Origin of the sequence: Rhizobium sp. CB3060, from assembly GCF_025200735.1 — a bacterium.
In the GTDB taxonomy this organism is placed as follows: domain Bacteria; phylum Pseudomonadota; class Alphaproteobacteria; order Rhizobiales; family Rhizobiaceae; genus Rhizobium.
Map to the genome: position 1 here is coordinate 1,815,700 of NZ_CP104159.1, position 23,574 is coordinate 1,839,273.

Here is a 23,574-nt window from a genome sequence, read left to right on the forward strand (position 1 = left end):
CTTGATCAACGATAGTTCATATTGACTAACGTGCTGGCCACCTAAGAAACGAGTTGTTCATGACTTTCGTCTCCCGCCTTCGTGTGCTTGTTGGTCTCGGTTGTGGTCTTTTTTCGACGGTCTGCCACGCGCAATCTTTTGATTGCAGCAAGGCACAGACCGTTATCGAAAAAGCGATTTGTACTTCTCCAGCCCTAATTGCTCAGGATACCGCCTTGGCGGCCGCCTATCGTCAGGCGTTGACGGATCTAAGCGGAGACCCGACAAAACTCAACGACCTGCGCCAGCAACAACGCCGCTGGTTGGCGGACCGTAATAAATCCTGTGTGGACACCGACCCGGTCCGGCTGTCGACATGCTTGGCAACAAGCTATCAGACACGTCTTGCGGCGCTGAAAGCTACGAGCGCTCCTCCAAGCCAGCAGCCTCCCGAAGCTGCCCAGGGCGTCGAACCTGCGGCATCAACAGCACCGGCGACACAGTCGGCGGCGGCACAAGATACACCCGCGCCATCGGTTGCCGCGGCATCTCAACCAGCGTCCCCCAAAGCCCTGCCCCGGCCAGTGTCGCAGCCGCATTTGGCGTTGGATCAATTGCCTGCCGATCACGATGGCAGCACCTTGCTGACCGTCGACACGCCCGGCCATATCACCATCCGCACACAGAGCACCTCCGGTGTGGCACTCCAGCTTGTCGATATGATCGCAGGACCAGGGGACCGTATGGGCGCACCTGGCGTCAGCGACGGCCGGATCGATGCGCTGCTCGACAAAGGCATCTATAAGATTCGTGTGTTCGGAGCCAAGGGAGCCGCTGGCGAAGCCAAGCTTACCGCACAAGCCTACCAGGAGCTTGAACAGCCTGACGCCGCTTTGACCTCCGTCACCCCCATCCATGCCGATCTAAGCGACCTGCAACAAAGATCCTACTGGATCGACATTCCCGAATCCGGGCGCGTCGATATAGAAGCGGTCGGACGCTCGCTTCAGGATCTGCGCTTGTGGCGAAACGGCACCGACATTGTCGATCTCTCGCCGAAAATGTCGATCTTTGAACTGAAGCCGGGTCTCCCCATGACCCGGGCAACGCTGACGGGAACGGTCGAGCCCGGCCATTACCTCGTGACGGCCTATGGCGGCCAGAAGCTTGTCTGGACCAACTCGGACATGGCTGAGCCATTCCATATCCGCACCGGCACGCAGAGGTCGCTGGCCGGAGGGATTGCCGAAGGCGACATCGGGCCCTTTGGGTCGATACGCTTTGACGCTCCGGCGGATCTCGATACCTTCCGTCTCGAGCTACCGCAATCGGCGCCGGCGGTGCTCCGGGCCGGTCGGATTTCCAGCACGGCGACTAGCTTTCAAAGTGCTGCAATCGGCAAATCGAATCGCGAACCGACCGCCACGCTTTCGCTATCGACGGACGGCCAGCCGAGCATTGTCGAAGTCTCCGGTTATGAAGGCCAGCATTTCCAGGTCCGGGGACTTCGGTTCAGCAACCAGACACAATTCGACGGCTCGGTGCCCAATCTCATTAGTCTCGACGTTGCTGGCGAAGGCGGCGATGAAATTCCGGCCACGGCTCTGCTCTTGCGCCAGGATGCCAGCGGCAAAGCCACCATCGTGGCCTCTGACACGCCTCATCTGGGTCCAGGCCAGGCTTGGCGGCGGCGCTTCAATTTGCGCGGGCCGACCTCGCTGCTATTCGAGATGACACAAGCAGGCCAGATCGGGATCCGCACCTCGGGCGTTGCCGTGCATGCCGACATCAGCCCGATTCTGGTTGGCAATGCCCCGCGCGCCGATGGCCGCAATCCCGATCGTTTCGATCTAAACGCCGGCTACTATCTGCTGCGCCTGCTGCCCGACAATGATGCAATCGGCATCGTCGACCTCACCTTCGGCACACCGGGCCTTGCGCCGCCGCCACAACCCGCCGCCCCGGCTCGCACGACTATTTCGTTTGGCATCCGGGAAGCCGAAAAGGCCACGCGCTATGAGATCATCACCAATGCCGCGCCCGGCCTGCTGACCGGGCCTCGTGCCGTTGCCCTGCCCGCAGACCTGCAGGCGCGGCCACTGGCGCTTTGGCAGCCCACAGATGCTTCTGCTCAGCCGCAGCCCCTGCAGAACCAGCCCAATTCGAATATCCCAGCGCCCGTGCCGCAGGTGAAAGGCAGCGCCTCCGATGATGCGAATGCCCTGTCGCGACCGGCATCACCAGCAGATTTGCGCATCGACGTCCATGTGCCCGCCGGGGGGACTATCGCCGCCGTCGACATGCACAATGCGCCGGTCGCTTTTGCTACCAGCAACCAACGGGTAGATGCAAAAGGCCGGACGTTGACGCTGCGCTTCCCTGCTCCGGCCGCTGCCCGGTCCATAGTCGTCACCTGGCAGGCTGATGCCTCTGCGGCGCGGAAGAGCGTGCAGCCAGCACCCGCATCTCCGCTGATTGCCGGTCAACGCCTGTTTCTCGATCTCGCCGAAAACGCGCAGAAAACCTACCGGCTGGATGTTACGGAAGGGGGACTTTATCGCGTCGAAACCCTCGGCCGTTTGCAGACGTCACTGCGTCTCGGCACGTCATTCCTGCCGGGGCTGGGGGAAGCGTCCGATAATGGCGATGGCCACAACGCGCTACTGCAAACCTATCTGCGCGCAGGAACCTATCAGGTCGATGTTTCCGCACAGAATTCTTCCGGGCATCTTGGCATTGCCGTTACCCCGGCTTCGCTTTTGACGGCCGCAACCCTGGTCGCCGACGGCACCAGCCGCGGAATCCTCTCCGGCGGGCGCGGCGCTATCGTGCCGATCGAGATCGCGAACGCGGGATCGTATCAGCTTGATCTCTATTCCCTTGGCGGCGATCTTACCGCTCGCCTGGAGGATGAGGAGGGCTGGCCACTCACCCCGCCAGGCCCGCTCTCCAGCCTTAGCCAGGATTTTACGCCCGGGCACTACCGCCTCGTGATCTTGCCGCGCGACGTCGACACGCGGTTTGTCGCGCGGCTGAGGCCCGTGATCGACCCGCCGCAGCTACAGGGCCACGGACCACACCCGCTAGCCTTCAATCAGCCCCAGGCACTTCAATGGCGCGAGCCCCAGGGCAAGAGCGACGCGCGGGTTCCCGATAGCTGGACTTTCGATCTCCTTGCCGACGCGGATATCAGCATCGATCTGACCGAAGGCATGATCGGCACCCTGTTTCGCGACGATAAGGAGCAGATCGCTCGCTTTGTCGCCGCTCCGCGGTTCACCGGCAAGTTGAAGGCCGGACATTATCGGATCGATCTCATGAGCCTCGCTCACGATGACCGATTGGATTACCAGATTACCCTAAACACCAAGGACCTCCAGCCCGGCGAGGCGCGCTTCGTCAACCTTCCCGCCGAGCTTTCCTTCAATGTCGGGACAGACCGTGTCGTCAGCCTCGGTACGTTCGGCCGCAGCGAAATCAAGGGCGTGCTGAAGGATGAACATGGCACCGTCCTGGAGCGGCTGACTGGGCGCAGTGATGACTGGAACATCGCACTGTCAACCCGTCTACCGGCCGGATCCTATACACTCGCCCTCGATCAAGCAGCAACCTCGGGCACGGGCAGCAGCCAATCGGATGACAATTCCGACAATTCGGAAGCAGACTCCAATGGCGACGGCCAAGAGGCAGCAGGTGACGATCAGGGCAATGCCTCGGACATCGAGGTTCAATTCGCCCTGCCGCAGGAGCAGCCGCAGCCGGCGCTTGCCGAGAATGGCACAGCCGAAGTCAACGGCGCTTCTGTCTTCATGTTCCCCCTGCCGGCCAATGGAAAAGACCAACTGGCGCTGGTGGCGGCGCAATCCACCAGCGACCTTGTTCTCTCCGTCGAAAAGCGGGACGGCGACGGCAATTGGAAGCCACAAGCCTTTGCCCGTGGCCGCTCGCCCGTTATCGCCTGGCCTAGATCCGAGAAAGAAGCACAATGGCGCGCATCGGTCTGGACCCTTGATGGCGGAACCGCACCCATCAAGATCGCCGCGCGCAGTATCGCCCGCGATATGCATGAGCCCGGCGATGTCTCTCTGGAGCCCACCACCATCGACGGCCTTGGGCTTTCGCTGAACGTCGGACTCGCGCATGCACCATCGGCAGGCCTTCTAGACCTCGGCGCCACTGCGGATTTGCTTGTGGGCGCAAGCGCCGATCGCCCGCTTACGGCGGCCACGTCAGGACTCTTTGCTCCGCAATCGGATCATCTGTGGCTAGTCTCGCGCGCAGCAGGACATGTGCAGGTCAGCCCTGCACAGACCGATGCCGAGATCGCGCTGACACTTGCACCGGGAGATCAGGCGGTTGTTCCCGCCACACCTCCGCTGCCAGGCAAAGTAAGATTGTGGCGCGCGGATTCGGCCTTTGGACAGCCGGGACTGACGGCCGGACGCGGCATGGGTGTCAGCCTCAACAGCGCAGTCGCCCTCGCCGATAACAGGGATCTGCGTGTCTGGAACGCGGCAAGCGACGAAAGCCTGCAGATGCGGCTCAGGCCAATCGATGCGGCGGAACTCGAGGTGGTGCAGCTAAATGGCACCTATACGGCGACCATTCCAGCCCTTAGCGCGCGGCCGGTGAAGCTGACGAATGGGGTGAAACGGCTCACGCTCGACCTGGCGCCCGGGATCGCCGTCGTTTCTGCCCCTTCAACCACTCAGTTGTTGAACGTCTGGTCCGGTGCGGCGCCCCTGTCGCGCAGCATCGCGACGTCAGTCGAAGAAATCTGGCTGGTCAACCTGACGAATGATGCAGCCTCCGCGCGCGTCAGCCTGTCGCCGGGACAGGCCGTTACCCTCGGCAACGATCAGATCAAGCGCCGCTTCTTCGGCACGGTCGGATCGGAAGAAATCGCGGTTGATGCCATGAAGGGAGATGTCCTGAACGTCTCCGGCGGCGCGGCCACCTTCGTCGGGGCCGACGGTCGGGTCTTACGTGGCGACCACATCCCGGTGTCCGGTCCCGGCCAGTTGATCGTCGATCACAATGCCGGACTTGTGGCCCTTTGGCTGGAGCGTGGCGGCGAGTCGCCCTGGCCGAAGCCCGAGCCGAAAACGACGACCCTGCCGCAGAGCGTAACGCTTGAAGGCGAGGCCATGGCCTTCCGCCTCGATCCGGATCCGCCGATCGTGCTTGATGTCAGCACCGACGCCCCTGTCATTGTCGGATTGGAGCAAAATGGTCACCGAGACTTGCAGCTTTTTCCGACGGGCGCCGAATTCCACCGCTATCTCGCGGCGGGCGAGGCGGTCCTGACGCTCTATTCCACGCACGAAGGCCCCTTGTCGGGCAGTCTGGATATGACGGCAACACCGGTCGTCCCGGTGAATGACGGTGTCGGAGCCCCGGTGGTGTTAGCGCCGGGCGCGACGGCCTTGTTTGGCTTCGAGGTCAAGAATAGCGGCAATATCGGCGTCGGCCTGCGTTCCGATCCGGACCTTGCCATCGGCCACCTGCTGGATGCCAAAGGCCAGGTGCTCGGCGAAGGCGTCAATCAGCTCAAGCAGCTAGCGGCAGGCTATTACCTCCTGGAAGCGCGTGCACCGGCCGACGCACCGACTCTCGTCGTCAGGCCCTCGGTGGTTGGATTGTCACCACCGCCAGCAGGTCCGCCGCCTGAAATTATCAATGATTATCTGCAGCGCGCCGGTTTGAAGCCCACGGGATTGAAGTGAAAAACCAATGAAAAAGATTGTATTTCTCATTGCCCTTGCCCTTGCGTCTTCAACGCTGATCTCAAGCAGCCACGCGCAGCAAAGCGCTAATTCGCCGACGCTGGATGTTCTGCAACGCGCCGACGGCGTCAAGATTGTGCCGGAGAAGTTCCTTCGCGCCTATGATCCGGTAACGATCTTCTTTCCCACGGACACCGGCCCCGCAACCGGTGGCCCGGAAGACTCGCCCGAGCGTTTTGTGACGATGGAACCGGCGGCCGCCGGTGCCTGGCAATGGCTCGGCCCGCGCGCCCTGCAATTCAGGCCCGCCGACAAATGGCAGCCTCTCGCACGCGTCAAGATCAAAATGCTGGGTCACGAGAAGGACGCTGGTACCGAGACGGAATTGATACCGCTGCTGCCGGTACCGGTATCCACTGTCCCGGCCGCGGCCGGTGATCCCGTCAACGAGCTTGACCAGATCACGTTGACCTTTGCCGAACCCGTCGATGTGGCGGCGCTGAGCCGCCTTCTGTCGATAGAACTGCGGCCGGCGCCAGGCATTGGCGACGAAGGCGGTTTGATGCTGGGAGCGCAGGATTTCGATATCCAGCCGCTTGAACGCAACAGCCGCAGCGACCAGCAATCCTACATGGTGAAGCTGCATGCGAGCGTGCCCGATGGCCGCGTCGCCATTCTGCGGCTGAAGCTTGCCGATACGCCAGATTTCAGCGATCAGACCTTTGAGCTGCGTGTGCGCACCGCCGTGCCCTTCACCATGATCAGCTCCGATTGCGGGCGAGGCTTCGACGCCACCACAAGCGATGGCATCATGCGCTGCACGTCCAACGCCACCGTCAGCGATTCCGGCGGTGCAGTCGATGATAATGGCAACCCCGTCGACGATGCCGATGCGGCACCGGCCACGCGATCGGGCGAAGCTCGTGGGTTGATCTTCCGATTTTCCAGCAATCCAGTGGCTGGCGAACAATTGTCTGTGCGGGACTCGCTGCGCATTTCTCCGCCCGTGGACGATCTGACGGCAGATGCAAGCAACGGGCGTCTTTATATCCATGGCCGCTTTCTTACAGACAAGATCTATACCCTCGATGTAGCCGCCGGTGCCCTGACCGACGACCGTGGCAGACCGCTGGCTACCGGCTTCAGCCGGAAATTCGCCTTCGCGCCGGAACAGGCCTCGCTTGTCTGGGACGCGTCGCAGGGCGTGGTCGAGCGCTTTGGCCCGCAACTCGTGCCGTTGCGCGGGCGCGGCTATGACAGGGCCGATGTGCGCATCCATGCGATTGATCCGCTATCCCGCGATTTTTGGCCTTTCCCGCAAGCCGGCCTCGATACGAACGACGACGAAGCACCACCCTTGCCTGGCAAGGAGCCGCAGAAATGGGCTGAAAGCGATGAGATCTCAGCCGACGCGATCCAGGCACGCGTCAAGGCCCTGGGTTCGCCCGCTATTTCCCAATTCATGGACTTGCCGATTCACAGAGGCGGCGTCGACACCAAATTCGGCCTGGATCTGAAATCCTCTTTTGCCAGGATTGCCGGAGCGGACCAACCCGGGACTTATCTCGTCGGCCTGCGCGCGGTAGACAGTCAGACCCGCCATTGGCTTCGCGTGCAGGTCACCGACCTGACCTTGAGTGCGGTCGAGGAGCAGGACCGGGTTCGCTTTGCCGTCACCTCTCTTGCCAAGGGCAATCCGATCGACGGCGCACAAATTCGGCTCGACGGCTTGAGAGACGGCAAGTTCGTCACACTCGCAACCGGCACGACGGACGCGCAAGGCTTCTTCTCCTGGGAGCTGCAGCAGCGCGCCGAGGCTAAGATCCGGCGTGTCATCGTGACGAAGGGGCTCGATACTCTCGTCATCGACCCCGATAACGCGCCAGCCCAATATGCCCAGGATAATTGGACCAAGCCGTCGACCTCCTGGCTGGATTGGACCACCAATCCAGAGGAAAATCGCGCCGAGCAGGCCCGCACCCTATGCCACGTCTTCACAGAGCGGCCGATCTACCGACCAGAGGAACCGGTTCATATCAAGGGATATGTCCGCAGCTATCTCGGCGGCCACCTGACGCTGCCGACACAAGGCGGGCAGATCGTGATCACCGGCCCCGACAAGCAGGAATGGCGCGTACCCGTAAAGCTGGACGCCTTCGGTGACTTCTACCACAAATTCGACGCCGAGACGCCGGCGACCGGTGACTACAAAGTGCACTTCGAACCGGGTGACACGGCGCAGGCCACGGACCAGGCGCAACCGGAGCAAAAATCCGGTAATGACGACGAAAATGCAGACGATCAACCAAGCGACAGCAACGCAGATGATGGGCAGGCAGACGACGCTCAAGCCGATTCTGCGCAGACCGCCGATAGTGCCGATAGCACCGATGACGCGGCCGACAACACGACCCAATGCGGCAGCATCTCCTTCAAGAAGGAAGCCTATCGCCTGCCGACGTTTGAAGTCGTGCTCAACAATCCGCAAACGGTGCCGCTCGATTCCTCCTTCAACGTTGACCTGATCGCGCGCTATTTTGCCGGCGGTCTGCTGGCAGATCGCCCCATTCGCTGGCGGGCCGTGCAGTATCCTTACAATTGGACGCCGCCGGGTCATGAGGGCTTTCTGTTTTCGACGGATTCCCGCTATTCCGGCAGCGATGAATTCAAATCCTCGCCGGCGCTTGAGCGAGATGGCAGCACGGATGCCGGCGGTGCCTCGCGCATAAGCTTCGACACGACGATCGAGCCTACGGCGCAACCCCGCCGCTACATGATAGAGGCGACCGTTACCGGCGACGACGATCTGCAGGTCCGCAGCATCACCAACGTCTATGCCGTCCCGCCCTTCGTGCTTGGTCTCAAGGTGCCGCGCTATGTGCCAAAGCTCGGTGCCATCGAGCCCGAGATCCTGGCCGTCGATGGCAATGGCCATCCCGTCGCCGGGCTGGAGATGACGGCGCGCCTGATCCATCGCAACTGGACGTCGACGCTGCAGGCGAGCGACTTCAGCCAGGGCTCGGCGAAATACGTCACGCAGGAAATGGACGAGACCGTCCTGGAGCGCAAGATCACCAGCACGAAGGACATCCAGACCCTGGCGCTCGAGGCGAATGATGCGGGCGTCTATATCATCCAACTCGAAGCCAGCGACCGCATTGGCCGCCGCCAGCAGGTCAGCGTCGACTTCTTCGTCGGCGGCACCACGCCGGTCACCTGGGCACAGGCGCCCGCCCGCACCGCGGTCGTCACTACGGACAAGGACAGCTACATTCCCGGGGAAACCGCCAACCTGCTGATCCAGTCCCCTTTCCAGACAGCGCGCGCCCTGGCCGTCGTTGAAGAGCCCGAGGGAAAGTTCCGCTATGACTGGGTCGATATCGCCGATGGATACGGCCATTATGCGCTGCCCGTCCGCAAGGAATATATGCCGGAAATTCCCGTGCACTTTCTCATCATGCGGGGCCGGCTGGAGACCAGCATCCCCTCGCCGAACGCACCCTTCGACCAGGGCAAGCCTGTGACAATCGCCGCGACGAAGACGGTGACGGTGAAGCCCGTGAAGAACACCGTAACCGTTACCATGGATTATCCAAAGAAGGCCCGCCCCGGCGATGAAGTGGAGGTCACGCTGCATCTGGCCGATGATACCGGCCAGCCGATCGCGGGCGATGCCACCTTCTGGATGGTCGACCAAGCCGTGCTATCGCTTGCAACCGAACAACCGCTGGACCCGCTGCCGAATTTCATCGTCAAGCGCCAATCCACCATGGCGCTGCGCGATACCCGCAATATGGCCTTTGGCATCATCCCCCTGGATGAGGTGCCGGGCGGCGACGAGCGCGAAGACTGGGGCACGGACAACAATATTTCCGTCCGCAAGAATTTTACGCCGGTGCCGATCTATCTTCCCGACGTAAAAGTCGGTCCGGGTGGCACCGCCAAGATCAAGGTGAAGCTGCCGGACTCGCTGACTGTCTTCAAGCTGCGCGCCAAGGCCGTCAGCGGTCCCGACCGCTTCGGCTACGGTACGGGCGAAATGCTGATCCGGCAGGAAATAGTGGCCCAACCCGCACTGCCCCGCTTCCTCCGGTATGGAGACCAATTCGAAGCAGGCGTCATTGCCCGTATCGTCGAGGGCGGTGGCGGCGCCGGCGCGGCATCCATCGTTTCCGATGGACTGACATTTGAGGGCAACAAGGATTTCTCATTTAACTGGGAACAGAACAAGCCCGCTCATATCGGCGTTCTCGCATCGGTGCCGGAGCCAAAGCCCGGCAAGGACGACGTGCGGCTGCGTTTCGGAGTCGAGCGCGTGGCCGATCATGCCCGGGATTCAGTCGAAATTGCGCTGCCGTTGAAATTCGACCGCGTGCCGATCAAGCATTACGAGATCGTCGAAATCCCGGCCGGCGGTTCGAAGACGCTGTCGACGCCGCAGGAAAACGTCCGCCCCGGATCGTTTCAGCGCGTGATCACGCTCGCTTCCGATCCGGCATTGGTGAAGCTGGTTGCCGGGCTCAACACTCTGGTGGAATCTCCCTACGGCTCCACCGAACAACGGATATCCTTGGCCTCCTCCAGCGTGGCCTTCAAAAGTTTCGAACCCATTCTGGCAGCGGCGAAGCTTGACAAGCGTATCGACAGCGACGTGCACAACACCGTGCTGGCCATCAGCCAGGCGGTCGATGCCGATGGCCTTGTCGGCTTCTGGCCGCACAGCAAGGGCAATGTCTCGCTGACAGCCTGGGCCTATTCGTTCCTGGTCGCAGCCGAGAAGGCAGGCGAGCCCACCGACAAGGCGCTGACCGACCGCCTCGCGAGCGTGCTGAAGCTATCGCTGCGCTCGGATTATCCGCATCTGCTCACCGGCGACGAGATTCGCGAACGGGTCGAGGCTCTGACGGCGCTCGCCGAAGGCGGCAAGCTCGACCCTGCCTATACGGCGGAACTGGCCCGTTCGGCTGCCCTGATGCCGAATGTCAGCGTTGCCCGAATGACGGCGGCGGCCGCCGCCGCGCCGGATGCCGACCCACGCCTTGTCGGCGGTTTTGCCGACGCCATGTGGTCGCGCGTACGCATCCTCTCTCGCGATGGCCAGTTGGTTTACAATGGGCAGGCCCAGGATGGGGGCAATCCCATTATCCTGCCTTCGGAAACCCGCAGCCTGGCCGAAATGGTGCGCGCGGCGGCTTTGACCTCGGAAACGGATCCGCGCTATCCCGCCTTGAAAACCGCCCTGTTGCGATTGGGCGAAGGTGACGGCTGGGGCTCGACCAACGCCACTTCGGCGGCAATCCGAGCACTTTCAGCCGCTTGGCAACGGCCGACGACGCCGTTGCCGTTGACGCTTAGTCAGAACGGCAGCGTCCAAACGCTGACGCTGGACGCCAATACACCCGTGCTGCGTCAGGTCACGCTGGATCCGGGCGCAATCACCATCAGCAACACCGGGTCTACATCTGCCCTCGCGCTGGTGGAAACCAGTTATCTGTCGGCCGAAGCCGGCTATAAGGCGCAGGCCCAGAGCCAGGGCTTTGCCCTTACGCGCACGCTCTACCGCGTCCCCGCAGGCAACGCACCGCTGGAAAAGCTGGCCCCCGATGCCAACGGTGCCATCCAGCTCAAGGTCGGCGATGTCCTGGAAGAGAGGGTCGAACTGGTCGTATCTGAAGATCGGACCCATGTGGCTCTCACTCTGCCGCTAGCGGCGGGGCTCGATCCTCTGAACCCCAATATCGCCACCGCCCCGGCAGAAGCCACGCCGGCAATAGCGTCGACCTTGCCGACCGATTGGGTTTCCTATGGCGACGACCAAGTATTCTGCGCTTCCGACAGGCTTCCAAAAGGCAACTATACCTTTGCCTACCGGACGCGCGCCTTGATCGCAGGCTCGTATACGCAGCCGCAGGCCTTCGCCGAAACCATGTACCAGAAGGGTGTGCAGGGGATGAGCGCAGCCGTGCAGATCGTGGTGGCGAAGTAAGCCGCCCCAAGTAGGACGGATATCAAGCGAGGAGCCAGGCAACCAGGCAATGACATTTTTGGGAAGCCGCCGATCGAAGCTCGTTCTTTTCCCCCTGCTGATCCTCGCAGCCGGTGCCTTGGTTTTTGCCTGTCTCATCAATCAGCGCGCTCGCCTGGATGCACCCGCCCCGACACCGATACTTTATGATCGCGGCGGCGCGTTCCTCGCCCAGATCGGCCATGCCGACAAGGAGAGCGGGCGCATCGATTATGGCTATTGGCCGTTGGAGCAACTGCCTGACCGCGTCGTGAAGGCAACGCTTGCACTCGAGGACAGGCGGTTCTACGGGCATGCTGGCGTCGATCCCTATGCCATCGGCCGCGCCGCCTGGCAAAATCTTGAGGGCATGGGACGCCGCTCGGGCGCCTCGACCATTGCCATGCAAGTGGCGCGGATGCAGCGGCCGGAATCGCGCACCTTCATGCACAAGATCCTCGAGGCCGGCACCGGTGTGTTGCTGACCCTGCGCTACGGCCGCGAGGCGATGCTGGCGCAATACTTACGGCTGGCACCCTACGGCAATGGCAGCCACGGCATCGCCCATGCGGCACGGCTCTATTTCGACAAGCCGGTGGCCGATCTTTCCTGGGCTGAGATCGCACTGCTATCAGCCATCCCGCAATCACCGACCCGGATGAACCCGCTGCGGCCGGAAGGCTTGCGCCGGGCGATTCAGCGCGGCCACCAAATGCTGAACACGCTGGCGCAGCAGAAGATCATCAATGCCGACGAGGCAGAAATCGCCCATCGCCAGCTCGCCGACATGCGCATGCCCGACCTGCCGCGCCGCCCGGATGCTCTGCATCTCATATTGCGCTATCACGACCTCATCGAGAACGGCCAGATAGCACCAGCCTCCGCAAATACGCCGCTGATCCACACGACCATCGACCTTGCGCTGCAGACAGACGTTACCGCTCTCGCACGCCAATATCTCGATGGCTGGCGCTCCGCAGGCGCACAGCAGGTCGGCGTCATGGTGGTGTCGCGTCAAACGGGCGAGGTCCTCGCCCAGGTGGGTTCGAGCAATTATTACGGCAGGCATGCCGGCGCGTTCGACTACACCCGGACACAGCGCTCGCCCGGGTCGACACTCAAGCCGTTCATTTATGCGCTGGCCTTCGAACGCGGCGTGCTGAAGCCGACCGACATGTTGCTCGATTTGCCGGAAGGCGCGTCGGGCATCGGCGATGCAGACCGCGAATTCCTTGGGCCAATGCTGCCGCGCCAGGCACTGGCCAATTCGCGCAACGTGCCCGCCACTAATCTGCTGCGCAGCATCGGTCTTGAGACGACATTCCGCTTTTTGCGCGATCTCGGCCTGCACGACCTTGAAACCCCAGCCGATCATTTCGGCCTCTCGATGGCGATCGGCTCGCTGCCGACACGCCTGGACAGGCTGATGCGGGCCTATGGCGCGCTGGCCAATGACGGCCAATTGCAGGATCTGCGCTGGGCGCGCGAGCAGCCGCAATCCCAATCCGTGCGGATCATTTCGCTCGATACGGCCCGGTTGATCACGTCCTTCCTCTCCGATCCGCAGGCCCGGCTGCCGAGCTTCCACCGCTATGGCACGCTGGAATATCCTTTCCCCGTCGCGATCAAGACCGGCACCTCCCAAGGCTACCGGGATGCCTGGGCGATGGCCTATTCCGAAAAAGTCATCGTCGGCGTCTGGATCGGCCGCGGTGATGCCGGCACCATGAGCAGGATGACCGGCGCCGGAAGTGCCGCCCGCCTCGTGCACGCGATCATCGACCGGGTTCATGGCAACAAGCCCGGAGACATCGCCGATGCGCGCTTTCCGACGCCGCCGGACCGCAAACCGATGGAGGTTTGCGTCGTCAATGGACAGTCAAATGACAACACCTGCAGCCAGACGCTGGTGGAATGGCTTAAGCCTGATGAGATGCCAAAGGTGGCTGCGCTATCGTTTCGTCCGGACGCCAACCTCAAATCTTTGCCGATCAGTGCAGCAGCCGGGAGGAGCCATTCACTCGCCGGTGCCGATGCCTCCAACCCGCAGATCCATCTCGCCATATCAACACCTGCGCGCAACAGTCAGATTTGGCGCAATCCGGAACAGCCCGCCGCCTTCGACCGTCTGCCTCTGAAGGCCGATGTCCAGCCGCATGTGCCGCAAATCGTCTGGTATGTCGACGGCCAGCCCTTCGCCGTCACCGACCCCGACCGGCCTGTCTTCTGGCCCATCCAGAGCGGCGAACACCGCTTCCAAATCCGCCTGCCCTACCGCGACGAAACCTCTGCAGTCGTACCGGTATATGTGCAATGAGACCGGTTGAAAACCAATCGCCTTAGCGCAGGTCCGCCGTCTGCGAGAGAAACCATTCCACCAGGATGTTGAGCTTATCCTGTTCGGTTCGACGCTCGTTGGCCACCAGAAAGAAGGCGCCTCCCGTCTTCACCGAAACGTCTAACGGCCTCACCAGAAGCTTGTTTTGAAGCAAGAGCTGGGCGGAGAAATTCCATCCAAGGGCAATCCCCTCCCCCGATAGGGCTCCCTGCATGACCAATTGATAGTCATTCAGCACCATGTTTGGTGCTGCATCTACCGATCCCGCCCCCACGAGGTTGAACCATTCTCCCCAACTGAGCCGCTTGCGATGCGGATCGAAGGAATGAAGGAGGTGGTGATCGGACAAATCCGCCACAGCGGTAACGGGAGCATGGTTCGACAGATAGGCGGGCGAGCATACAGGGAACACCACCTCGTCAGAGACAAACCAGCGGGACGGCGGAACAGGCCATTCATTCAGAGAGCGTTCGATGGCCATATCTGCGGCCGCCTAAATCGTCGCTTCCATTCCTAAATGCCCGCTGCGGCGGGCCAAGATGAAGGACGCCGAGATCGTCCCACCTGCGATTAAAGCGTTCGGTGTACCTTTCGCAAAAGATAGCCCCCTTCACCGGCTCCAAGGTGGAACAACATCGTCGGCCCCTTCGCTACCCACCGCAATCCAGGTCCAGCCACATCGCCTTATCGAAATCCTCGACGGACGCGACGCCCGTCTTGATGAGGTGGATCGCGTTGACAAACCAGCTCAGAGGATATCTCCCATCGCCACTCCGCGAGGCTGGTGTCCTTGTTCCGAAGCAGCAAGATCCGTCAGAACGAAATCGATGAATTCCTGCACATGCGGCTTGTCCAGGGATGCTCGGTTCACCTTCAAATAATATCCCCGATCGACGCGAAGAGGGGCATCGAACAATGTGCGGAGCGCGCCTTCGTCCAGCAGCGATCGTACGAGATGATGCCACCCCAGAACGATTCCCTCGCCCTTGATCGCTGCGTTCACGAGAAGCGGATAATTGTTGCTGATCATGATGGGCGATAAGTGCGGCACATCGAGACCGTTCGCCCGGAACCAATCGTCCCAAGTGACTGGGTGCCATCCGATGGCGTCGGAGGTCCAGTGCTTGCGATGCAGGTCGAGCAAATCCGCTTGCCCCAGGCTTAGGGGGTCCGGAAATGGCCCGTGGCGTTCGAGATAATCCGGACTGCATACCGGTTGAACAATATCCGGAAAGAGGTAGCGGAGATTTTCCCCGACCTCGCAGCGTTCGTTTCCACAAATCAGGGAAAGATCGACCTCGTCGAAGTTCCTCAATGTGTCGTCCTCGTCTGAGGCCAGAAGCACGAACCTCACGTCAGGCCGCTCGGAACGGAACCTGTCCACAAGGGATTTCAGCCAGAAGGCGATCGCCGCATTGGTACCCGAACAGGTGATCATGGGAAGATCAGACGGAGCATTAATATCGTTGATCGCATCGCAAATCTTGTCCAGGCCGCCGCTGACGGCAGTCAAGAGTCGTTGGCCATCGAATGTCAGTTCGAGGCTGTTGTGCTTGCGGATGAACAAGGTAACACCCAGCGATTTTTCGAGGCCACGGATCTGCTGGCTAATAGCGGCCTGGGTCACGTTGAGCTCGTTCCCGGCGAGGGTAAAGCTGAGATGCTTCGCCGCAACTTCGAAAGTGGCGAACGAACCGAGGGAGGGAAGGTAACGGCGTTTGATTAGCATCCAATAACATCGTCGTCAGAGGGATCGTCGATAACAAAGTCGCATGTCTTTTCCGACACGCAAAGGCCGCTGCGACATTTCATAGTCGCGACTGAAGAACTATGTCGCGAGGCATCCGAATTGCGATTCAGCACCGATCTTGGGCTATTGAGACTTTCTGTGTGAGAGTGGGATGCGACACTCCACCTCACACAGAAGCCTATCACGCAATAGCCACTAACGGCTTTGGACACTTGCCAAAACAATCTGCCAGCTAGTGCGAATACCCCGCGGCCGTTTCACTAAGGCTCTTCCCTCTTGTCTCAGGCGCCCACAATTGAGACACCAGCGCGCCGCTGAAGACGACACCCGCCGCGACCAGCATGGCCGCCGAAACTCCGAATTTCTCCACGCCTATCGGCAACAGGAAGGTGCCCATACCCGCGCCGATCCGGCTGACAGCGGCTGCAAAACCGGTGCCGACGCCACGAACCTCGGTGGGGAACACCTCGCCGGGATAGATACTCGTCAGCGTCCCATTCATCGCATTCAAGAACGAGAAGACGAGGAAGAGACCCAATACCACGGCTGGAGGCGCGCTCGACCACAAGCCAATGACGAGGAAGACGACCATGGTGATCCACTGCGGCGGAACCGTGAACAACCGGCGACCGGCCTTGTCGATCAACGCCACCGTGACGGCGACCCCGATCACAGCAACCATCGACAGTCCCACGCCACCGGCGAGCCCGCCATTGAGGCCGTAGTGCTCCAACACATTGTCTGCGAAGGTCGCGATCGCGAAATACGGCAGGACGTTGCAGAACCAGAACCACGAAACGAAAGCAGTCATTCGCCAGTACTTCGCAGAGAAGAGTTCCGAGAACTGGCCATGACGAACCTCTTCGTTCTCCATGTCCGCCATATCCCCGGCGCTCTCCAGATATTTGCGTGCGATGGCGCGGGCCTCGTTCTTGCGCCCCTTGCTCCACAGCCAGCGCGGCGACTCCGGCAGGCCGAGCCGGGCGACGAACAAGACGACCGCGATAAGCGTGCTCGTGCCGATGATGAAACGCCACGGCAGCGGTGTCGGCAGGTTCAGAATGTAACCCGCCGTGTACCCGATCATGAATCCGCCATACCAGGCGAGGATCGTGACGCCCATCAGGCGCCCCCGCAAACGGGCGGGCGCAAACTCCGACATCAGCGGCCAGCCGACCGAGTACTCCGCACCTATGGCAACGCCCATCAGCAGCCGCACCACAAACAACATCTCAACCGAATTGATGAAGAACTGCATCGCCGATGCGATCACGAACAGCGCCATGTCGATCATGAAGAGCGGCTTTCGGCCGAACTTGTCGCCAGCCCATCCGCCGAGCGGCGAGCCGATCAATATCCCGAACAGCGCAGCGGACGCGATCAGCCCCATGTCGGCCGTCGACATACCCATATCTTGCTTCATCACGGTGGTTACAGGGCCGATGACCCCGAGGATGTAACCATCGAGCAGCATTCCGCCCGTGAGAACGGCTATCATCCTTATCATGAAGCGTCTTTTGAACGCGGTGGATGTGTCCTCCCCGATGGTCACGCCTGCAACGGCTGCTTCCCTCTCCAGTAACATTGTCTCCTCCTTTGGCTAGCGATAAACATTTCCTATTGCTGCGGCTTGTCTCAGGGATGGGGATGCCACACCGGCCGATCCAGTGATCGCCAGAGGGGCTCTTCCCAAATGCACTGATTTCTCAAAGGCCGCGGTAACTTCGTGGACAGCGGCTACGTCGAAGCCATCGGTGCGCATAGGTCGATGGCTGCCGCGGCAATATCCCGACAATCGAGGAATATGTCCGTGATGCCTGCTGGACATCGGTGCCGCCCCTTCGTCCAGGCAAGGAAACGTCGCCGATCGGCACGGTATGCGGTCAATCTCCGGACACGACGATGTCGTTCAGATCTCGGCAATGAGAATGGAATTGCGGATTACGGCCATGGGTATGATGTTGATGGCAAGGCCCGTCGCAATGTGATGCCTGATCATTGGCACTCCTCCGAGTGGTAAAATTCCTGATGAGCGACGGTCCGACAATGTTGCATTTTGGGTATTGGGACCGGTTATGGCAAACGAGGATCTTCATGAGCGCAGCATAAGGTGCGCGTTATCCTGTCGGCTCAGGGCCAATGTTGATATTAGTGGGAATGTTTAAGGAAGACCCGTTTACGTGCCAAGCGACAGCCGCTTTGCGGTCACGAGCGTCCTCGTTGGTCGATCCAATTCCAGGATCCGTCTGCATGACACTCTAGCACAGCATCATATGCCTCCCGCTGGGTATCCGCTTCCGCCAAGTTTACGCAGGCAATCTTTCGCTCGGCAAGGAGTGCAAGGATGTCGCGCAGCTGGTCGTGACCGAAGATCACGTCTGCATTTTCAAAAAAGACATGGGAGGGGGCTGCGATAAGGACCCCCGCAATTGCCACAATCTGTTGGTCGCGTGGCGACAACCGGGTCGACCAGTCGTCCTCCTTATCGAGATCGTCGGTTTCCAGAACGGGTGCAAATCCCAACCGTTTGAGGAGAGAAAGGATCTGCTCATCCGTCACGTCGCTCGACCGCCCCGATGGCACAAGTATCTGCCGCAGAGTTCCGAGAGCAAGATGAGTGCGTTGGGCGAGAAAACGCAACTGATCGCGTGCGGGACGAATGATGCGCCCCTCTCCGGATATGCCAATCCCGGCAGTTGCGCGAAACAGCGCGGTGGCCGCCGCATTGTCGTCTCCCACTACGACCACACGGGCGTCCGCAGGGAAGGTCGCCGAAAGATCCTTGAGTAGCGCATGGCCCGTCGCCGAGGTGAGCGTAACGTGGTCATAGGCAAGATGACCATCGTGCTCAACGATTTCCAGGTTGGTTTTCGTTGGCTGACTAGCATCTTCGATCGCCTCAATGAGGGAGCTGATGCGCGCCACGACTACCGCGAAATTGGAAATCGATTTGAATTGGCTGACGATAAATGAAAACGCACCGACAAGCATCGCAAAGGCGGCGGCAGACTGGGTAATGACGCCGAACTCCATGTCTCCGCGGATAAATACCGGGGCTATGATGAGAATCGGAATGATCTGAGTCATCCAGTTGTAGCCCGTCGTGAAGAAACCGACATTGCGGTTGATGACGATTATGCGCCTGAAGTTCATGGCAAGTTCATCGAAACGCCTCAGCAAGAGATTGGCGTGCCTTTGCTCTCCTCCGCCAAGCATGATCGATTCCGCGTTTTCGCGCACGCGGATTAAGCTGGACCGGAACGCAGCCTCGCGATCGAGCTGATCGTAGCTCAGACTGATCAGCGGGCGGCCTAGTAGAATCGTCAGGTAAGATCCTGTGGCTGCGTATACGACAGCCGCGATGAATAGCAGCGGACTGATGAGCCAAAGTACGCCTGAGAAGGTCAGGACGGTCAAAAGGCTGTTCAGTAGCATCAATACGAAAGAAAGGGTCGTGATCGTGAAGGCGTTGATGTCATCGGCAATCCGCTGGTCAGGATGGGCGAGCTTGCCCCGAATCCCGACGCGGTAAAACGTCCCTCCGCTCATATAAATACCAACAGCGCGGCGCGTCAGGAATTCCCGCCAGAGCAAGGCCAGCCGCTCTTCCGAGAACCTGGCGATCACCGAGACGATGGTCGATGCCGCGAAAGCCATGGTATACAGGATGGCCTGGCGAATGAATTCGGCCGTCTGCCTTTCGGCGATGGCGGTCATGAAATGCCGACCGACGAAGCTATTGACGACGTTCAAAGCACTGATGCCGCCGAAGAGAGCGACGAGAGCGAAAAGAAGAAACTTGGCTCTTCCGCCCACATCCGATGTCATGAAGATTTTGACCGCACGGACGAACCTTGTTGCCGTCACCTTGAGCGGAATATGCTGGTTATTCATGTTCGCCCCCGTTTTGCGCTGGAGAGAATTTATGGCCTGCGAAAGCGTCTTGACGGAGAACGGCGCTCGCGATCCGGGGAGTACGCGCGAAGTCCGCCAGTGGCTGAGACTTCCGGAAGCATTACAGGTCTCGGCGAACAGCCCGCCTATCAAGCCTTGATCAGCGCCAACGTGTGCCGTGCAATCATCAATTCCTCGTCGGTCGGCACGACATAGACTGCGACCTTGCTGTCCTCACTTGATACCAGCAACTCGCCGGCATCGTTTCGCTCAGGGTCGAGCAACGCTCCAAGCCAGCCTAGCTTTTCGGCAATCCGCGCGCGCATCACTGGCGAATTTTCCCCGACGCCAGCCGTGAAGACGAAGGCGTCCAGCCCACCCAACGCCGCCGCCAGCAAGCCGGCGTTAAGGCCGATGCGATGCACGAAATGGTCGAGTGCCAGCGTCGCACCGGCGTCGCTGCTGGCAAGCAGATCGCGCACGTCGTTGCTGATGCCGGAAAGTCCCTTGAGGCCGGATTCCTTATAGAGAAGGTCCTGCAATTGCTCTACGGTCATGCCGTGTTGCTGGAGCAGATAAAGGAGTACGCCGGGATCGATCTGCCCGCATCGCGTACCCATCGGCAATCCATCGAGGGCCGTGAACCCGAATGTGCACTCGACGCTTCGCCCGCGGTTGAGCGCGCACATGGAGGCGCCGCTTCCGAGATGGGCAACGATGACCCGTCTGCCGCTAATGTCCGGCGCGACTTCGGCCAGCCTTCCAGCCACATATTCGTAGGACAGCCCGTGAAAACCGTAGCGCCGGACACCCTCGTCGAAATAATGCGCCGGAATGGCATAGTGGTCGGCCATCGGATCATGGCCGCGATGGAAGGCGGTATCGAAACAAGCGACTTGAGCTAGCTGCGGTTGGTGCTCCAGCAGGATGCGGATGGGCGCAAGATTGTTTGGCTGATGCAGCGGCGCAAGCGACGTGTACCGCTCCAGTTCCCGCAACAGGTTTTCGTCGATGCGCGCTGGACGCATGTGGTCTGGACCGCCATGGACGACACGGTGACCGACGGTGATCAGCCGCCCCTCATGATGCTCCCGCAGCCATTCCCCCACCAGACGCATCGCCGCCGGCAAGTCGGGAACGGTATCGCGTGGGTAATCTTCGTCCGCCAGCCGATCGCCGCCGGCGCCCTTGATGGTCAGGCGCGGCGCGGTGCCGATCCCTTCCATCCTCCCCTTGATCCGCCGTGCAAGCGTATCCGCCGCGGCGAAGACCTCGAACTTCAGGCTGGAGGAACCGGCATTCACGACGAGGATAGTGTCCATGGCATCAACCGCTCCGCATAGGCTGTTCGAAGTCGCCACCCACCACAAGTCAAGGAACGGGACAGGGTCTCGCGTCCCAGATTTCGGCCGCATACTCGGCGATCGTGCGGTCGCTTGAGAACTTTCCGGAGCTTGCGATGTTGAGCAGCGCTCTACGAGTCCATGCACGAGGATCGCCGTAGAGAGATTGCAAACTCTGGTCCGCTTCCAGATATGAGGTGAGGTCCGCCAGATGTCTGAAGACATCGCCGCTCGTCAGGAGGATATTGCGTAGCGCATCCACGACCCCAGGTTCATGACGGCAGAAATGACCTGATAGGATCAGGTCCAGCACCGCACGGGTTTCGGGTTCGTTGTCGTAATGCCAATGTGGGCTGTACCAGCCGCGGCTCCCCGCGACTTCGTCAGCCGTCAGGCCGAACAGGAAAAAGTTTTCCTCGCCGGCTGCTTCGGCCATTTCGATCGTGGCGCCATCACGAGTGCCGATCGTCAGCGCGCCATTCATCATGAACTTCATGTTGCTGGTACCGCTCGCTTCGTATCCGGCTGTCGAGATCTGGTTGGAGACGTCACTGGCGGGGATGAGGCGCTCTGCCACCGAGACGCAGTAGTCGGGCAGGAAAACGACCTTAAGGCGCCCGCGCACTTGAGGATCAACATCTATCGTGCCGGCGAGGTTATTGAGAAATTTGATTATCAGCTTCGCCACGTTGTAGGCGGGCGCGGCTTTGCCGGAAAAGAAGAAGGTACGCGGCGCCATATCCAGGCCGGGATCTTCGCGGATCCGGTTGTAGAGCGCGACGATTCTCAATGCGTTCAATAATTGCCGCTTGTATTCGTGAATGCGTTTGACCTGGCTGTCAAAGATCGCGCTGGGATCGACGACGATGCCGGCGCTTGACTTCAGCCATCCGGCAAAGCGGTGTTTTACCATACGCTTGGCTTCCCGGACCTGATCGACAAAGCTGTCATCAGCGACAAGCGGTTTTAACCTTTCCAGCTCGCTGAGGTTGGTGATCCATCCCTCGCCGATGGCATCGCTTATGCAACCGGCAAGCTCCGGGTTGGACATGAGCAGCCAGCGTCGGGGTGTCACGCCATTCGTCTTATTGTTGAACCGGCGCGGGAATATCTCCGCGAGGTCCTTGACGGTGGTTTCGCGCAGCAATCTTGAATGGATCTCGGCTACCCCATTGGTGCTGTGCGAGCCGACGATGGCAAGATGGGCCATGCGCACCAGACGCTCGCCACCATGCTCGATCAGGCTCGCCCGCTCGACCCGGCCCTGATCATCCCGAAAGAGGGTGAGGATCTCCTCCCGGAAGCGACGATCAATCTCCAGAATGATCTCAAGGTGACGCGGCAACATCAATTCGAACCACCGCAGCGGCCATTTCTCCAGCGCCTCGGGCAGAAGCGTGTGATTGGTGTAGGCAAGGCAAGCCCTGGTCAGATCCCATGCGTCATCCCAACTGAGATCCGCGTCATCGAGCAGGATGCGCATCAGTTCCGCAACTGCCATGCTCGGATGCGTGTCGTTGAGCTGGATCGCCACCTTGTCGGGCAGAAAATGCCAATCGGTATTATTTGAGCGAAATCGCCGGACGAGGTCGGCAAGGGAACATGCGACCAGGAAATATTCCTGAACGAACCGCAGGCCCTGTCCCATGCTCGTCGAATCGTCGGGGTAAAGAACCCGGGTGACTGTCTCGGCCGTTAGTCGCTGTGCCAGCGCGCTGACGAACTCACCGGCGCCGAAGGTCTGGAAATCGAAGCTTTCCGGTGTTGCAGCCGCCCAAAGCCGGAGCGTATTTATGGTCCTGCCGCCGTAGCCGATGATCGGGCGGTCGTAGGGCATGCCGATCAGGTGGGACGGTCTACCGACCGCGACCCGCAAATTCCCGCCGCGGACCTCGAAGGAGCAGCCGAGTTTGATTTCCACGGCTTCCTGCGGGCGAGCGACCTCCCAGGGATCCGGCCGGCGCAACCAGTTGTCCGGCTGCTCGCGTTGCCAGCCATCGACGATCGTCTGTTTGAAAATCCCGTACTCGTAGCGCAGCCCATATCCCATCGCCGGCAGTTGCATCGTTGCCATCGAATCCAGGAAGCAGGCGGCGAGCCGCCCCAGCCCGCCGTTGCCCAGCCCCGCATCGGGCTCCTCGGCAAGAATGGCCAGTTCGTCTATGTGCTCGTGATCGAAAAAACGTCTGGCGAGCGGATCAAGGCGGAGATTGAGGATATTGTTGCTGAGAGATCGCCCGATCAGGAACTCCATCGACAGATAATAGACCCGCTTCGGGTTCTCCATGCTGTAGGTCTGTTCCGTCCGTTGCCAGCGCTGCGACAGCACATCCCTGACGGATCGGGCAATCGCCTCATATCGCTCACGGTTTCCCGCATTCTCGGGAGCGATAACATTGTCGAACAACAAATGACGCTCATAGAGCCCGTCATGGCTTCCCCTGAATTGGATCGGCCCGCAACCATATTGTTCTGGAAGATGCAGAGAGGAAAGTGACTTGAAATCCTGCGGCTGAACAGCCGCCTTCTCGCTGCTCATG

At 60.6% G+C, this 23,574-nt stretch carries 9 protein-coding genes and 1 pseudogene; 3 read left to right on the forward strand and 7 right to left on the reverse strand.

The window, feature by feature from the left end; translation table 11 throughout:
- Positions 1-59: 59 nt before the first annotated feature.
- Genes N2601_RS27625 through N2601_RS27635 form a run of 3 tightly spaced genes read left to right on the forward strand, consistent with a single transcriptional unit; the run spans position 60 to position 14,026 of the window.
- Positions 60-5,705 carry a lysozyme inhibitor LprI family protein gene (locus N2601_RS27625; RefSeq protein WP_104827565.1) on the forward strand — a complete coding sequence of 1,882 codons (5,646 nt, stop codon included), beginning with the start codon at positions 60-62 and terminating at the stop codon, positions 5,703-5,705.
- 7 nt (positions 5,706-5,712) lie between these two features.
- Positions 5,713-11,691 carry an alpha-2-macroglobulin gene (locus N2601_RS27630; protein WP_104827566.1) on the forward strand — a complete coding sequence of 1,993 codons (5,979 nt, stop codon included), beginning with the start codon at positions 5,713-5,715 and terminating at the stop codon, positions 11,689-11,691.
- A gap of 49 nt (positions 11,692-11,740) precedes the next feature.
- A complete protein-coding gene (locus tag N2601_RS27635) occupies positions 11,741-14,026 on the forward strand; it encodes a transglycosylase domain-containing protein (protein WP_245464126.1) in 2,286 nt (761 codons plus the stop codon).
- Between the two features lie 22 nt (positions 14,027-14,048).
- Here N2601_RS27635 and N2601_RS27640 read toward each other — a convergent pair whose 3' ends face one another.
- From N2601_RS27640 to N2601_RS27670, 7 genes and pseudogenes are all read right to left on the reverse strand, one after another.
- On the reverse strand, positions 14,049-14,528 hold the full coding sequence (locus tag N2601_RS27640; protein WP_104827567.1) for a LysR substrate-binding domain-containing protein: 480 nt from the start codon (positions 14,526-14,528) through the stop codon (positions 14,049-14,051).
- Positions 14,529-14,583: 55 nt separating this feature from the next.
- Positions 14,584-14,781: pseudogene (locus N2601_RS27645) on the reverse strand (3-hydroxyacyl-CoA dehydrogenase family protein); the annotation flags it as partial.
- A 14-nt stretch (positions 14,782-14,795) separates the two neighbouring features.
- Positions 14,796-15,776, reverse strand: coding sequence for a LysR substrate-binding domain-containing protein (locus N2601_RS27650; protein ID WP_260304405.1), 981 nt, complete (start codon positions 15,774-15,776; stop codon positions 14,796-14,798).
- 253 nt (positions 15,777-16,029) lie between these two features.
- Positions 16,030-17,382, reverse strand: coding sequence for an MFS transporter (locus N2601_RS27655; protein ID WP_245464127.1), 1,353 nt, complete (start codon positions 17,380-17,382; stop codon positions 16,030-16,032).
- A 620-nt stretch (positions 17,383-18,002) separates the two neighbouring features.
- Positions 18,003-19,691 (reverse strand): ABC transporter ATP-binding protein/permease, encoded by a 1,689-nt coding sequence (locus tag N2601_RS27660; protein WP_104827569.1) that lies wholly within the window; start codon positions 19,689-19,691, stop codon positions 18,003-18,005.
- Positions 19,692-19,840: 149 nt separating this feature from the next.
- A complete protein-coding gene (locus tag N2601_RS27665) occupies positions 19,841-21,013 on the reverse strand; it encodes an acetate/propionate family kinase (RefSeq protein ID WP_104827570.1) in 1,173 nt (390 codons plus the stop codon).
- Positions 21,014-21,062: 49 nt separating this feature from the next.
- Positions 21,063-23,573, reverse strand: a complete 2,511-nt coding sequence (locus N2601_RS27670) for a glycogen/starch/alpha-glucan phosphorylase (RefSeq protein WP_104827571.1) — start codon at positions 23,571-23,573, stop codon at positions 21,063-21,065.
- Position 23,574: the final 1 nt, after the last annotated feature.